We start from the raw sequence: 15,053 nt of genomic DNA, 5'->3' as shown, positions 1-15,053 counted from the left end.
ACAGACCTCGATCATGCAAGGGACCCTGGGCTACGGCCGTCCGGTGGAAGGGGGCGCGTCCGTGGCACGCTGGGGCCACCCGGTCCCCGGCCGGGCGCACCTGGCATCAACAGCCCACTCTGGTACGGTGGAGTTGCGGATGGTGTACACGAAGGAGAGGTAGCCGTGGTGATCGCGGGTGACGACGACATCACCGGGTGATTCCCCCGGGATGTCGGCTGCCACCGCTGTGCACTCGACAGTGCGCGGCGTCGTGGCCGTGCCCCCACGCGCTGTGCCCCCCTCCCATCCATGGGCGCCTTGGCGCGCCTGCATCATCTGCGAGGCCTGCGTACATGTCCGACGCCAGCATCGTCTGCTCGAATCTCTCCTTCTCCTGGCCCGACGGCACGTCGGTGTTCAAAGACCTGTCCTGGTCCGTGGGGGACGGCCGCACCGGCCTGGTCGCGCCCAACGGTGCGGGCAAGTCCACCCTGCTCAAGCTGATCGCGGGCGAACTGCGTCCTAGCAGCGGGAGCGTGCGGGTCGAGGGCCTGCTCGGCTACCTTCCCCAGAGCCTGCCCCTGACCGGCGAGATGACCGTGGCCGAGGTGCTCGGCATCGCCGACGTCGTCGAGGCGCTGGACGCCATCGCCTCCGGGGACGTGAGCGAGGAGCACTTCACCACGGTCGGCAACGACTGGGACATCGAGGAGCGCAGCCGGGTCCATTTCGACCGCCTGGGGCTCGGCGGCGTCGAGCTGACCCAGCGGCTCACCACCCTCAGCGGCGGCCAGGTCGTCTCCCTGGGCCTGGCGACCCAGCTGATCAGGCAGCCCGACGTGTTGCTCCTGGACGAACCCACCAACAACCTCGACCTGGACGCCCGCCGCAAGCTCTACCAGGTACTGGACAGCTTCAGCGGCTGCCTGCTGGTGGTCAGCCACGACCGGGCGCTGCTCGAGGGCATGGACACCATCGCCGAGCTCGAATCGGGCGACATGCGGCTGTACGGCGGCAACTACACCGACTACGAAGAGGCCGTACGCGCCGAGCAGGAGACGGCCGAGAAGAACATCCGTACCGCCGAGCAGCAGGTCAAGCGGGAGAAACGGGAGTTGCAGCAGGCCCGTGAGCGCGCCGCGCGCCGGGCGAGCGTGGGGGCCAAGGCCGCCCGCAAGGGCAGCATCTCCAAAATGGCCGCGGGCACCCTCAAACGGCGCGCCCAGGAATCGGCGGGCAAAGCGAACGACACGCACGGCCAGCGGCTGTCCGACGCCAGGGCCAGGCTGGACGAAGCGAGCCGGATGCTGCGCGAGGACCGCACCATCGCGCTGGAGCTGCCCGACACCCAGGTCCCGGCGGGACGCACCGTGTTCCTCGGCGAGGGCATCAACGTCCGCTACGGCGAGCGGGAGCTCTTCGCGGGCGAGGGGGTCCACCTCACCATCCGAGGGCCGGAGCGGATCGCGCTGACCGGCCGCAACGGCGCCGGCAAGTCCACCCTGCTGCGGCTGATCAGCGGAGAGCTGGAGGCGGAGCGCGGAGAGTTCAAGCGGGCCGAGGGGCGCATCGCCTACCTCTCCCAGCGCCTGGACACCCTGCCGCTGGACCGCACCGTCGCGCAGTGCCTGGCCGACCACGCGCCGCTCAAGCCCGAGGCCGAGCGGATGAACCTGCTGGCCCGCTTCCTCTTCCGCGGGCCCGCCGCCCACCTCCCGGTCGGGGCCCTGTCGGGAGGTGAGAGGCTGCGCGCCACCCTGGCCTGTGTCCTCGGTGCCGAGCCGGCGCCGCAGCTGCTGCTCCTCGACGAGCCCACCAACAACCTCGACCTCGACAGCGTCGAACAGCTGGAGGGCGCCCTCAACTCCTACCAGGGCGCGTTCGTCGTGGTCAGCCACGACGAACGGTTCATCAAGGAGATCGGGGTGAACCGCTGGCTGCGGATGGCCGACGGCCGCCTGCACGAGACGGGGGCGCCCAGCGATGACTGACGCCTCCTCGCAACCGGCCGGCGGGCAGGACGTCCTGGCCGCCGACCGGCGCTCGGCACACCTCCTCGCCGAGAACCTGCACTGCACTCTGGGAGACCGCGCGGTGCTGCGCGATGTGTCGCTCACCGTCTCCCACGGCGAGCGGGTCGGTCTGATCGGCGAGAACGGCCGCGGCAAGTCCACCCTGCTGCGTGTCCTCGCCGGTGACCTCGCACCGCAGCACGGCCAGGTCGTGCGCGCGGTCACCGGCCGCGTCGGGTTCCTGCCGCAACAGCCCGAGTTCGCCCCCGACTTCACCATCGAAGACGTACTGGAGCGGGCCACGGCCCAGTTCGGGGAGCTGTCCGCGCGAATGCGCGCCGCGGAGGAGCGCATGTCGGCCGAACCCGGCGACCTCACGGCCGTACTGGCCGAATACGGCCGCCTCCAGGAGGAGTTCGGCCGTCGCGGCGGCTGGCAGCTCGGCGCCCGCATCGGTGAGGTCCTGGACGTCTTCGGCCTGGCCGGCTTCGACCGGGCCCGCCGAGTGCACAGCCTCTCGGGAGGGGAGCGGGCCCGCCTCGCCCTGGCCGCCCTGGTCCTCGACGAACCGGCCGGGCTGCTGCTCGACGAGCCGACGAACCACCTCGACGACCGGGCCGTGGACTGGCTCGTGCGGTGGCTCGCCGCCTACGAAGGCCCGTGCCTGATTGCCTCTCACGACCGGGTGCTGCTCGACGCGGCCGTCACCGCCATCGTCGACCTGGACGGCCCGCGCGGTCTGACCGTGCGCTACGGCGGCGGCTACCGGGACTACCTCGACGAACGCGCCGCGGCGCGGGAGCGCTGGTGGCAGCGCTACCACCAGTGGAGCAAGGAACTGGCCGCGGCCCGGCGGCGGGTCGACCGGGCCCGCACCAGCGGGCGCGTCTTCAGCGGCAGGGCCGACAACGACAAACTGTCCTACGACGCCGCCGGCAGCGGCGCCGAGCGGGCCGTCGCCCGTACCGGGCGCGCCGCCCAGCTGCAGCTGCGCCGCCTCCTGGACGAGGCGGTGCCGCGCCCGCCGGAGCCCCTCGACTTCGCTCCCCCCGAGGGCGCGGAAGAGACCGTCGAGGTGCCGAAGCCCGCCGATGGTGTGCTGCTGCGGGCCACCGGCCTGACCGTCGGGGAGGTGCTGCACCGGGCGGAGCTGACGCTGGCGAGCGGCAGCCGGTACGTGATCAGCGGTCCGAACGGCGCGGGCAAGTCGACGCTGTTGTCGGTACTGGCGGGCGAGCGCGCCCCGGACGCCGGAGCGGTGGAGCGCGCGCCGGGGCTGCGCATCGGATATCTGCCGCAGGACAGCGACTTCGGCGCGGAGCGGCGTGGCCTGCTCGACGCCTTCGCCGCCCGCCGCGCCGTCCACGCCGAGGACGCCGCAGCCGAGCTGACCAGGTTCGGTCTGTTCCGTCCCGCGGACTTCGCCACCCCGGTGAACCGGCTGTCCGTGGGCCAGTGGCGGCGCCTGGAACTCGCGCTGCTCTTCGCCCGGCGGCCGCATCTGCTGCTGCTCGACGAACCCACCAACCACCTCAGCCTGCTGCTCGTCGAACAACTCCTTCAAGCGGTGGAGCGGTTCACGGGACCGGTCGTGATCGTCACCCATGACCGCGCCCTGCGCGAACAGCACCGCGACAGGCTCCTTCAGCTGTCGCACGGGCAGCTGATCCGGCCTGCTTGAAAGCCCGTGAACGGACCCCCGTCGCCCGCCCGGAAAGCGGGCGACGGGTGTCCGTCGCAGGCGCGGGCCGCTCGGCTAGCGGATGTAGCGGCCGTCCAGGTACTTCTTGGCCAGTTCGAGGTAGCGGGGGTCCTCGGAGTTGCGGATCAGTTCGAAGAACAGCATCTCCCGCGTGATCAGGTGCACCCCGAGCTGTCGCAGGTGGGCGAGGCCCAGCTCGTGGTCGGCCTGGTTGCGCGCGGAGACGGTGTCGGCGAGCACGAACACCGTCTTGCCCTGCTCCAGCAGGCTCAGCGCCGACTGGAGGACGACGACGTGGGTCTCCGCACCGGCCAGCACGTACTGTTCCCGGTCCGTCTGCGCCACATGCCGCGCGAGAGGCTCCTCACGCAGGAAGTCGAAGTGCTCCTTCTCCAGCCGGGCCGCGCCCTCGGCCGCCTCGTGCAGCGACAGGGAGAGTCCGCCCAGCTTCTTGTGCTCGGTCAGCAGCAGCGGCAGGTCGAACTCCCGTGCCACCTCCGCCACCCAGCAGGTGTTGTGCAGCAGCTGGGTGCCCTCCAGCAGCAGCGGGATGAGCTCCAACTGCATGTCGAAGAGGACGACCGCCGCCTTGTCCGCGCGTACCAGCATGTCCGGTAACCGATCCATTTCCGTGAGGGGTTGTGCTGCTCGGATGTCCTGCAGCCGTCGCGAGGTCAGGCCCGCTCGGCCCAGAACGCCGTCAGCGTCTCGTTGAAGTCGCGTGCCGCGGTGAGCGGCACATAGTGCCCGTGGTCCGTGAACTCGATCACCCGTGCGCCGGGGATCTTGGAGTACTGCGCGACCGCCTCCGTATCGAGGACACAGTCGTCGAGTCCGCGGACCACCAGGCAGTCCGCGGTGATGTCCGGGAGCCGCTCGACGACGTCGAAGGCCGTCAGGGCCGTGTAGTAGCAGCGCAGGATGTCCATGGAGGCGTTCGCGCCGAACTTCTCGGCCGGGTTGCCGCCCTCGCCGAACACCGCCTCCAGCAGGCCGCCGTGTACGCGCAGCTCCTCGCGCAACTCCAGGGTGCGTTCGAAGGCGTCCTCGCCGTAGCGGGGCGCGCAGCTGACGAGTGTCAGCGAGGCCACGTGCTCCGGGTGCCGCAGGGCGGTCAGTGTCGCGACGCAACCGCCGAGGGACCAGCCGACCAGGTCGGCCGGGCCGCCAACGGTGTCCCGCAGGAAGCCGGCCACCTCGTCTGCGAGCGCCTCGAAGGAGAAGCCCTCCTCGTCGAAGGGGACGTCCCCGTGCCCCGGATACTCCGGGACGTGGATCGCACGTCCCTCCCGGAGCAGGGCCGGGATCTGCTGGGTCCACGCCCGTTCGTCGCAGTTGAGCGGGGGGAGCAGCAGGGTGGGCCGCCCCGTGTCGCCGTAGTGCGACCACCGGGTCAGCGGTGGTGTGCGGCGCGCCCGTTGCGCCGGGGGTGCCGTCGTGCCGCCGGTGTCGCTGCGGGCCGGTGGCTTCTGCCCGGACTCCAGCGGCCGGCCGCCGATGGCAGCGGCGAGGCCGGCCACCGGTTCCCCTGGTACCTGGGACCATCCCCGCGGGTGCGGGGAGCAGCGCAGCGTGCTGGCCAACTACGAGAACGGCCGGGGACCATCCCCGCAGGTGCGGGAAGCAGTCCTCGAGGTCGACGGGGTTGATGAGGTAGGCGGGACCATCCCCGCGGGTGCGGGGAGCAGGCCTGGAAGTCCTGCTCCGCGAACTCGACTTCGGGGCCATCCCTGCGGGTGCGGGGAGCACGTTGAAGGCAACGTGCACGAGCCCGGCGACCTGGGACCATCCCCGCGGGCGTGGGGAGCACTCGCCGGTACCGACGGAGACGACGCCGGACACGGGACCATTCCCGCGGGTGCGGGGAGCACCACCCGGACAGCGCTGAGGAGCCGTACGCCTGGGGACCATCCCCGCGGACGCAGGGAGCACCAGTGGCGGATTCTGTGGCTGGCCCACAGTCAAGGGACCATCCCCGCGGGTGCGGGAAGCAGCAGCAGACCCAGACCACCATGAACCGTGTGGCGGGACCATCCCCGCAGGTGTGGGGAGCAGGGCAAGCGCTGCGTGGGACGGCGAGCGTACAAGGGACCATCCCCGCGGGGGCGGGGAGCAGTGGACATGAGCCTCGGTCTCCCGAGCCACGTCGGGACCATCCCTGCGGATGCGGGGAGCAGTGACGAACACGATCGTTGTTCTCGATGGTGACGGGACCATTCCCGCGAGTGCGGGGAGTAGGCCGTGCAGATGGCCGGATACGACGCACAGGCGGGACCATCCCCGCAGGCGCGGGGACGCAGGACTTGCAGGGCGGGCACTTGCGGACCGGGCCGGGACCATCCCCGCGGGTGCGGGGAGCAGTCCTCGGCCCCGGCCAGGCACCGGTAACCGACGGGACCATCCCCGCGGATGCGGGGAGCAGGAGGAGGACACCGACGGGTACGGCACGAGGTAGGGGCCATCCCCGCGGGTGCGGGGAGCAGAGGACCTGGTCGACGACTTCACGGATCGACTGGGGACCATCCCCGCGGGTGCGGGGAGTAGGCATCCGGGTTGTACATGAAGCCGCCGAAGCGGGGGCCATCCCCGCGGGGGCGGGGAGCAGTGGAACAGACCGAAGTGGCCCAACCGGTACGTGGGACCATCCCTGCGGGCGCGGGGAGCACCCCGCGAAGTTGTCGTCGCCAGCCATCGCGAAGGGACCATCCCCGCGGGCGCGGGGAGCAGAGAGGATGAGCTCCACGTCCCCGCGGCGGGCGGGACCATCCCTGCGGGTGCGGGGAGCAGAAGTCGGCGTGCTCGCTGTACATGCGGATGCCGGGACCATCCCCGCGAGTGCGGGGAGCAGTCGACGGCGGGCAGGGTTTGGCCGGGGAGGTCGGGACCATCCCCGCGGGTGCGGGGAGCAGCGGATACCGCCGTCGGCGTACGCCAGGTGCTTGGGACCATCCCCGCAGGTGCGGGGAGCAGCACTCGACTCCGATCACCGTGGTCGGTTGGGCGGGACCATCCCCGCAGGCGCGGGGAGCAGACGGGCGGGCTGAGCGCGCCGAGGCCGCCCTCGGGGCCATCCCCGCGGGTGCGCGGGGAGCAGCGGGCCGCAACCTCTCCCATGAGAAAGCACACGGGACCATCCCCGCAGGCGCGGGGAGCAGACGATCTCCTCGTCGATCAGCCACTCGGTCTGGGGACCATCCCCGCGGGTGCGGGGAGCATGAGTCGAACAAGCGGCGCATCAATGCCGCGAAGGGATCATCCCCGCGAACGCGGGGAGCACGCCAGGTGGCCGACGATGATGCGAACCTCGTCGGGACCATTCCCGCGGACGCGGGAAGCACTGCACCCTCACCCTGCGGAGCCCGAACGGGCTGGGACCATCCCTGCGGGCGCGGGGAGCAGGACGACGGCCTGTTCAAGCTGAGCCACGAGACGGAGCCATCCCCGCGGGTGCGGGGAACACGCCTGCCGGGCCTCCCGGTCCCGCTGCGGCTCGGGGCCATCCCCGCGGGCGCGGGGAGCAGCCGGCGAACCCGGCGGCTTGGACCCGTGGGCAGGGACCATCTCCGCGGGTGCGGGGAGCAGAAGGTCAGGCAACTGACGCAGGCCTGCGGCCAGGGACCATCCCCGCGGACGCGGGGAGCAGCCCTTGGGGAGAGTGCCGTTCTTGGCAGCCTTGGGACCATTCCTGCGGGTGCGGGGAGCAGCCATGGTCTCTCACCCCGCGACCGCCCGCAGCGGGACCATCCCCGCGGGTGCGGGGAGCAGTCACGGGACACGCTGAGGTCGAGCTGGAGGCCGGGGCCATCCCCGCGGGTGCGGGGAACAGAACAAGGCGCAGAGCGCGGCTCTCAAGTACCTGGGACCATCCTGCGGGTGCGGGGAGCAGGTGTTGTCCTCCCGGACCACGAGCTCGGACAAGGGACCATCCCCGCGGGCGCGGGGAGCAGTCTCCGTGACCCTCCATCCATGAGCGCGCGACGGGGCCATCCTCGCGGGTGCGGGGAGCAGCTGGCCCGCAAGGTCGGCCTGGGGTTCATCCGGGGGCCATCCCCGCGGGCGCGGGGAGCAGGCGGCCGCCAGGACGCCGAACCAGAACAGCGGGGGGCCATCCCCGCGGGTGCGGGAAGCAGGGCGTCGACATCGCCGCAGACGGTGGCGACGAGGGTCCATCCCCGCGGGTGCGGGGAGCAGGGCACGCGAGGCGTGTTCGGCGGGCCGTCGGAGGGACCATCCCCGCGGGTGCGGGGAGCAGCCGTTTCCGATGCCGTACCAACGCGGGATCTTGGGACCATCCCCGCGGGTGCGGGGAGCAGACTGTGCGGGCCGACCTGATGGACGGCACCGCGGGACTATCCCCGCGAGTGCGGGGAGCAGGGCACGGCGCAGGCTTTCTACGCGTCGCAAATGGGACCATCCCCGCGGGTGCAGGGAGCAGGTCGCCGCCAGCATCCCGCCAGCCCTCTGGGCGGGACCATCCCTGCGGACGCGGGGAGCAGCGCGGCAACCTGACCGCCACGACCCTCTTGTGGGGACCATCCCCGCAGGTGCGGGGAGCAGAGCATCCCACGGAAGCACCGCACTTCGCTGGGGGCCCATCCCTGCGGGTGTGCGGGGGCAGACGTCGGGGCAGGGCCAGCGGCGGCCGTCTGGGGACCATCCCTGCGGTATGCGGGGAGCAGATCCTCCCTGGGCTCAGGCTCGACCCTCAGTCGGGACCATCCCCGCGGGTGCGGAGAGCAGAAGCGGCGCTGCGGATGCCGGCCACGAGCCCGGGGACCATCCGCGCAGGTGCGGGGAGCAAAACGCCGACGGCCAGCGGCTCGGCGGACTCATGGGACCATCCCTGCGGGTGCGGGGAGCAGGCGCTCCTCGAGCTGGAACGCGTCCTTGACGTGGGACCATTCCCGCGGGCGCGGGGAGCAGCGGGGCGCGAACCCGGGCGGCGGCCCGCTTACGGAACCATTCCCGCGGGTGCGGGGAGCAGGAGTACACCGCCCTCGGCGAGGTCGAGATCACGGGCCCATCTCCGTGGGTGCGGGGAGCAGCCGTCCGGGATGGACTGTGCGTAGGCCCAGACGGGACCATCCCCACGGGTGCGGGGAGCAGTTCAGCTTGCCCAGGTCGGCGAGAAACTTCGGGGGGCCATTCCCGCGGGTGCGGGGAGCAGACGCACTCCTCCGCGAACAGCGCGGTGTAGTCGGGAACATCCCCGCGAGTGCAGGGAGTAGTCGTAGTCGACCAGCATTCGCGTGGCGATGCCGGAACCATCCCCGCGGTGCGGGGAGCAGATCTGGCCGTCCTGGTACTCGTCCGGGGTCTCGGGACCATCCCCGCGGGTGCGGGGAGCGGACCCGTCGCGACGCCCGCGCACTCTACGACGAGGGACCATCCCCGCGGGCGCGGGGAGCACGACTTGGCCCGGTCGGCGCCGCCGGCCGTGACGGGACCATCCCCGCGGGCGCGAGGAGCAGGCCCGCCACGACGGCGATCGCGACCAGTTGCGGGGACCATCCCCGCGGGTGCGGGGAACAGCGGGCCTTCGGTTCCGACGGGTGCGTGCCGTAGGGACCATCCCCGCGGGCGCGGGGAGCACTCCTGGAACGTCTTGCTTCCGGCGGTGGTGGCGGGGCCATCCCCGCGGGTGCGGGGAGCAGCTGACAGGCCACCCCACCCCCGATGTCGAGGCGGGACCATCCCCGCGGCTGCGGGGAGCAGCGAGTATCTCCACCTGGTCTTCCCTGGCGTCACGGGACTATCCCTGTGGGTACAGGGAGCAGGTCTGGGCAACCAGCAGATCGAAGATCGTCTGGGGGTCATCCCCGCGGGTGCGGGGAGCAGCCGGACGTGCCGAAGCGCGCGATAAAGGCCCCGGGTCCATCCCTGCGGGTGCGGGTGCGGGAAGCAGATGACGAGTGGACCGAACGCGAGATGCGCCGCGGGACCATTCCCGCGGGTGCGGGAAACAGGCGGCCACTTCGTCCGTTTTGGCCGCCAGGTCGGGGCCATCCCCGCCGGGTGCGGGGAGCACGCCTTCGGCCTGCAGCCCGGCGCGGAGAACGGGGGACCATTCCCGCGGGTGCGGGAGGCGGTCCTCGCCCTGTACGGCGTGGCGACTGGTGGCGGGCCTCTCCCCGGTGGATGCGGAAAGCAAGAGGGCCTCGCCGGCGGCACCACGTGTTCACGGACACGGCCGCCGTGGGACCGTCCAGCCGCGCGCGTGCTGCGAAAGGGGTCCGAAACTCATGGCAGGGGGTGCGGACGTTCACCTGGTCAACAGCAGTCCGCAGCCGTATGCCCGGCCGGGTCCGATGCCTTGAGTCATCGCGTCGACCAGGGCGGCGGGGTCCGTGACCGTGAGGGTGCCCCGGACTTCCGCGCGGACTATGCGCAGGGCCTTATGGGTGCTGGGGCTGGTGACGGTGGGCAGCATCCGCACTGCCAAAGTCTCCGGTTCGGCGGTGGCACCGATACGGACGACGCTGTCGGGGGCCTTGCGCGGCTCGCCGGGCGGCTGGAGACGGCGCACGAACCAGTTCTTCACGTGGTCGGGGCGGGTGTGAGCGGTGCGCCGTCCACGGGAGCGGTCCGGGGCCGGCGGTCCGGAGGGTCGGCTGTGCGTGGGGTTGACGACTGTGCGGAAAGCCAGGGTGTCCCCCGGGCGGAAGGTTCGGTCGACTGTCATGACGTGCGGTTTGCCGGTGAGCGCGCCGCGAGGCATACCGGCCCAGTCGCCCGGGACCCTGGACTGCACGACCAGGACGAGCGTGCCTGCCTTCAGGTCGACGGACCAGGTGGACAGCACCCCCATCTGGGCTCGGGCATCAAGGTCACCGTCTGTGACCCAGCCGCGGAAGCCGCTCATGACGGTGCGGTGCATGTCCTGGGCGTCGACGAGGGACTTGGCGGTGTACGGGTGCCGGGCGTCCATGGTCAGGATGGTGTGCGTGGCGATGAAGCGGGCGGCGGGGGGCTTGTTCACGGGATGATGTCCCATTCGGTGGCGTTCTGGGCGATGGTGATGCGGGTCCTCGTCTCCCACCTGGTGGTGTGCGCGCGGCGTTCCGTGTCGAAGGTGACGGGCTGGTCCTGTACGGGGACTGCCGCGGGGGCGCCCGGTGCTGCTTCGATCCAGGCCCAGGGCCGCGGAGAAGGCCGCCTGCCGACGTGCTGTGCGGGCAGCAGTGCTGTGGATTGGAAGGCGCTTTCGATAGTCCCGCTGCTCAGGGGTCCGGCCAGGGTTCCTGATGGTGGACAGGATTTGCGGCCCAGCCACAGCAGGCGCTTGGGGCTTTCCAGTGCCGCGGCGACCGTTTCGAGGAAGGCCCGGTCGGGATGGTGCAGGGCGGCGACGAACGCGGCGTCGGCCAGGTACCAGCGCGCGGTGACGAGGGCGCCCCGGGCGAGCCGTTTGGAGACCAGAGCGCCCGAATCCGGTTCGGTGACGATGTACTTCGGTGCTCCGTACCAGTCGGCGAGTTCATGGTGCCCGAACCCTGTGCCCTCGGTGTCCGCCATGCTGGCGGACAGCGCGGCCGCCCTTCGGTGGTCGGTGATGATGTCGCGCGGGCGGATGGGGTATTTGCCGGCCCCGATGACGTGGTAGTCGCGTACCGGGGTGCCGGGGTGATCGGCTCGGACGCCGAAACGGATGGCGGCGAGTTCGCCGAGTTCCTCGGCCCGGTCGTGCCCGAGGGCCGCGGCGCACAGGCCGATGACCCCGGACTTCGTCGGACGGCTGTGGGTGTCGCGACGGGAGAAGCGGGACACGGTTCCCCAGCACTGCAGAGGGGCGGCGAGCCTGATGAGCAGGACGTGCCCGCTCACGCCGTGAGCTCCTCGACGGACTCCACGTCCTTGACTCCCAGTTCCTGAAGGATGGTGTGGATGGCGGGTTCGTAGGTCAGGACGCGGCCTGCGGTGATGTCGTCGCGGCGCCGGCAGACGAAGTCGTGGTGGGCGAGGAGCCGGCGTACGGCGAGTTCTCCGGCGGGACCGCCGTCGGCGACCTCGTCGATGGGCCGTTGGAAGGCGGCGGCGTAGTTTAAGGGGCGGTCTCCATCGAAGGCCAGGACCAGGGCAGGCAGGGCACCGGTCGAGGCTGTCGAGTTCTTCTTGGCCTGGGGGAAGGCATTGACGAAGGCACTGACGAATTCCGCCTCGGCAGCGACGGCGGCAGAGTCGGCTTCTGGTTCTGACATGCCGGCTGCGCGCAGGTTCTGCCGCAGTTTGAGGCGGTCGAGGACGGCGTGCCGGTAGAAAGTGCCGGAGATGAGGGACTGGTAGCCGGTCATGCCGGCTCCGGAGTGGTCGGCGGCGTCGAGGAAGTCCAGGGCGTTGCTTTTGCGGGCGAGCTTGGCGTCGTCGGCGGCGGCGTAGAAGTCGTCCGTGTGCTCGGCCTCGTGGACGGTGAAGGCGTGGCTGCTCTGGATCGCTCCGTCGACGTTCGGCGAGTCCGCGATCTCGGCGAGGAAACGACCGTAGAGGGCGATGTCGATCGCGTCGCGGGGTGCCAGAGCGGTCAGGACCGCGTCCCTGGTCGCCCTTGGCAGGGCAGGAAGCTTGGCAGCCTCGGGGTCAGGTGCCTCCGCACTCGCCTCGGCCTCGTCCTGCGGGGTACTCTTGCGTCCTCTCTTGGTCTTCTTCTCGGCGGCTGCGGCTTCGGACCGTGCGATGTAGTTCTCTGACCACGCACTGATCGATTCCCGTTCGGCGTCGAGGTGGCCGGCGATGCGTTCCCCCGCGTCCGCCGGCGCGAAGAGCAGCACCTTGGTGAGATGGGCAACGGTGGGTTTGGCCGGGTCGCCGAACTTCAGGCCGATGGCCTGCAGAACGGCGCGTGCCGTCGCCAGGGCCCGCTCCTTGGGCCAGCCGTGCCGGGTTTCCAGGGCCCTGGCGGTCACCAGTGCCCATTCGCGGGTGCGGACGCCCATGGTGTGTCCGGCAAGCGGACCCTTCTGGGCGTTCGCCCGGTCGCGTGAATACACCCGCTCGGCGCGCCGGCGCGCCTGGCTGGTGATCATGTGGCGTTCCACGCCGCCGTAGACGATGGACTTGGGTGCACCGTTCTCGTCCCGCACGGGAAGTACCGCGACGAGCGTCTCCAGCAGGTGCAGGGAGAGGAACTGGTGCCCGGTCAGGGCAACGGGGGTGCTCACGTCAGCGTGTCCTTCGTCGTGGTCGAGGTGGCGGTGGTGTCGTTCCTGGCGGTGGTCCTGGGCGGCGGGGCGTGGAAGTCGACGGCCCAGCGGTAGCGGATACGGGCCTGCCGGTCGGTCCAGCGGGCGAGGTCGTCTGCCAGTCGTGACCAGGAGGGCGGCGGCACGTCGCACGAGCGCAGCCGGGCGATGGCGTGCTGGAGGTGCCGTAGGGGTGGCCGGCGGCTTGAGACGATGCGGTCCATCAGCCGGCTGGCGCCTGCGTCGTCGGGCCCGCGTCCGAGGCTGGTGCCAATCCGGCGGGCCGCGGTCCCCAGACTCCCGTAACCCCGTGACGGCTCGACAGCTCCCTGGTGGTAGACCGCGAAGAGGAACGCCACCTGTTCGAAGACCTCACGGCGCGCTGGATCGAACCAGCCCGCTTCGATATGGGCGTTCCGGCTGATGCGTGGCCGGCGCAGTTCGGCGAGTTTTCCGTAGTCGCGGCTGTGCACCAGTCCGGTCAGCCACTGGGTGAGCTGTTCGCTGCGTGTGGGCTCGCGCGGTTCGGCGCTGTCGGCTGAATGCCCACGCGCGGTGCCGGGTGCGTCCGCGGTCACTTTTGGTCCCCCTTCAGTTCGTCTGGGGCCTTGGGCCCGGTGAGGTCTCTCTCGAGGCGGCGAATCGCCTGCGCGTGTGCCTGGTAGCCGCGTGAGTTGGCGGGCAGTGAGTCGAGGCGGTTGCGCAGGAAGCGCCTTGCGGCATGCGCGAGCACGGTGGCGTATTCGACGAGTGCCGCGTCGACCTCGACCTCGTCCTCGGCCGCTGCGGTTTCGTCCAGCAGCACGTGGAAGGGCTCGGCGGTGTGGGCCCAGTGCTCCGGGCCCGCGTCGAACCGGGCGATCTGGCTGGCCTTGTCGGCCGGTTTCGGGTTGGGGTAGGTCACGGTCCAGGCCACGGACGCCGCCGAGGACAGGCAGGAGGCCACGTACTCGGCGATGAGGGAACCGCGCTCCGCCGCGTACCGCAGGTCACGCTCGCGGCCCGGCACGAAGGGGAACGTGTCCGACACCCAGGTGACGACCGTGGTCTGCTTGGCGATCAGCCCGACGGTCCAGAGGTTGAGCCGACGGCCGCTGAGCCTGGCAAGGCGGTCGTAGAGGTCGGGCCCGTGGTCCCGGTCCGCGACGGCCGCGTACAGGGCGTGCGCCTCGCGCCACAGGGCCCGGGAGGCCGAGGGCCGCAGGGGCCTCGCCGTACCGTTCGCCGGGCTTTCATAGACCGCGTCCTGCAGGTGGTGAGCGGCCAGTGGTTCCAGGAGTTCACCGGCGGCCAACAGAACGCGGTCCACCGCCGGCTGCCCGTCTTGGGTGACAGTGGGCCGCATGAGGATCGAGCGGCCGAGGACCGTGTGCAGGTCGGCCGGACCGTCCACCCGTCGGCCCGAGGGCTTGGTCTTGAATCCACGGCGGGGCTGGGGGGCCACCGTCCAGGTGCGGTTGAAGCGGCCGGGGGCTTCGCCGGTCGGTATCAGGTTGAGGCGCAGGGTGTCGCCGAGTGTTGCGCCCAGGGCGACGACGCGGACCCGTGTGGCAAGGCGCCCGGTGGCCAGGTTGGTGAGCGTGGGGCCCAGGGTCTTCTTGCCGGGGACCCGGGCGCGGCCGCCGGGGCCATAGGCGTGCTGGGTGAGCATCGCGCGGAAGGCGATGTCTGCAGGGAGCGGAGCCGGGTGCTCGAGGTGGTGGTGGTCGAAGAACTGGTTGTAGTCCCCGGCGTGCTCGATCACCAGCTGGGCGGGCCCTGCCCCGTGTGCGTCGAGGTAGGGGGCGAGGAGGGAGTTCTGTCCCAGTGGCTCGCTGGGGTGGAAGAGGTCCCAGTGTTCGGCGGGGCGACCCTCCAGCCAGTCGGCGGCCTCGGCAAGCGGGCGGCTGCCGTGTACCCAGTCGAGCCAGTCGTCGGCCGTTGTGGGGCAGGTCCCGGAGGCGTAGCAGATGGCGAGGAGGTATTCGAGGAGTGCGACGCTCTCCCCTGCAGTTGCTCCCGAGATGGCGAGCAGGTCGTCCGCGTTCCTGAGAGCTTCGACCAGGGTGACTGGGGTGCTGTGCCCGGCGGTTGTCAGTGCTGGGATGCATGCTTGTCGTCGCGGGTCCCAGCGGGGGCGTAACTGCCCTGCCGGAGACGGACGTGTTTCGGACGATGGCACCTGATCCGTACTCCAGTCTC

Annotated in this window: 9 protein-coding genes; 2 read left to right on the top strand and 7 right to left on the bottom strand. The window is 71.3% G+C overall.

Going from position 1 to position 15,053, the window contains the following annotated elements; translation table 11 throughout:
• Window positions 1–335 precede the first annotated feature (335 nt).
• Both C1708_RS33360 and C1708_RS33355 read left to right on the top strand, forming a co-directional pair.
• Window positions 336–1,973: an ABC-F family ATP-binding cassette domain-containing protein gene (locus C1708_RS33360; RefSeq protein WP_106416664.1), complete on the top strand. Its 1,638-nt coding sequence runs from the start codon at window positions 336–338 to the stop codon at window positions 1,971–1,973.
• On the top strand, window positions 1,966–3,675 hold the full coding sequence (locus C1708_RS33355) for an ABC-F family ATP-binding cassette domain-containing protein (protein ID WP_106416663.1): 1,710 nt from the start codon (window positions 1,966–1,968) through the stop codon (window positions 3,673–3,675). The genes C1708_RS33360 and C1708_RS33355 overlap by 8 nt, the downstream gene beginning before the upstream one ends.
• A gap of 75 nt (window positions 3,676–3,750) precedes the next feature.
• Here the strand turns inward: C1708_RS33355 and C1708_RS33350 are convergent, their stop codons facing one another.
• The 7 genes from C1708_RS33350 to C1708_RS33320 all read right to left on the bottom strand — a co-directional run bounded on the left by C1708_RS33350 (window position 3,751) and on the right by C1708_RS33320 (window position 15,033).
• Window positions 3,751–4,305 (bottom strand): hydrolase, encoded by a 555-nt coding sequence (locus C1708_RS33350; RefSeq protein ID WP_106416662.1) that lies wholly within the window; start codon window positions 4,303–4,305, stop codon window positions 3,751–3,753.
• 65 nt (window positions 4,306–4,370) lie between these two features.
• Window positions 4,371–5,216, bottom strand: coding sequence for an alpha/beta fold hydrolase (locus tag C1708_RS33345; RefSeq protein WP_106416661.1), 846 nt, complete (start codon window positions 5,214–5,216; stop codon window positions 4,371–4,373).
• 4,742 nt (window positions 5,217–9,958) lie between these two features.
• Entirely contained in the window at window positions 9,959–10,690 is a 732-nt protein-coding gene (gene cas6e / locus C1708_RS33340) for a type I-E CRISPR-associated protein Cas6/Cse3/CasE (RefSeq protein WP_106416660.1), read from the bottom strand.
• Window positions 10,672–11,520 (bottom strand): type I-E CRISPR-associated protein Cas5/CasD, encoded by an 849-nt coding sequence (cas5e, locus tag C1708_RS33335; RefSeq protein ID WP_106416659.1) that lies wholly within the window; start codon window positions 11,518–11,520, stop codon window positions 10,672–10,674. The genes cas6e and cas5e overlap by 19 nt, the downstream gene beginning before the upstream one ends.
• Window positions 11,517–12,851 carry a type I-E CRISPR-associated protein Cas7/Cse4/CasC gene (locus tag C1708_RS33330; protein ID WP_106416658.1) on the bottom strand — a complete coding sequence of 445 codons (1,335 nt, stop codon included), beginning with the start codon at window positions 12,849–12,851 and terminating at the stop codon, window positions 11,517–11,519. Before C1708_RS33330 ends, cas5e begins: the two co-directional genes overlap by 4 nt.
• Window positions 12,848–13,450, bottom strand: a complete 603-nt coding sequence (gene casB, locus C1708_RS33325) for a type I-E CRISPR-associated protein Cse2/CasB (RefSeq protein ID WP_106416657.1) — start codon at window positions 13,448–13,450, stop codon at window positions 12,848–12,850. Before casB ends, C1708_RS33330 begins: the two co-directional genes overlap by 4 nt.
• Window positions 13,447–15,033, bottom strand: a complete 1,587-nt coding sequence (locus tag C1708_RS33320) for a type I-E CRISPR-associated protein Cse1/CasA (protein WP_198602785.1) — start codon at window positions 15,031–15,033, stop codon at window positions 13,447–13,449. The genes casB and C1708_RS33320 overlap by 4 nt, the downstream gene beginning before the upstream one ends.
• Between the last annotated feature and the right edge of the window lie 20 nt (window positions 15,034–15,053).

Source organism: Streptomyces sp. DH-12 (genome assembly GCF_002899455.1).
Classification (GTDB): domain Bacteria; phylum Actinomycetota; class Actinomycetes; order Streptomycetales; family Streptomycetaceae; genus Streptomyces.
This window is presented reverse-complemented; position numbering and strand designations above follow the sequence as displayed.

Excerpts from the sequence above, each read along its gene's own strand:
- C1708_RS33360 (WP_106416664.1), top strand. The coding sequence starts at position 336 with ATGTCCGACGCCAGCATCGTCTGCTCGAATCTCTCCTTCTCCTGGCCC.
- C1708_RS33355 (WP_106416663.1), top strand. The coding sequence starts at position 1,966 with ATGACTGACGCCTCCTCGCAACCGGCCGGCGGGCAGGACGTCCTGGCC.
- cas6e (WP_106416660.1), bottom strand. The coding sequence starts at position 10,690 with ATGGGACATCATCCCGTGAACAAGCCCCCCGCCGCCCGCTTCATCGCC.
- C1708_RS33350 (WP_106416662.1), bottom strand. The coding sequence starts at position 4,305 with ATGCTGGTACGCGCGGACAAGGCGGCGGTCGTCCTCTTCGACATGCAG.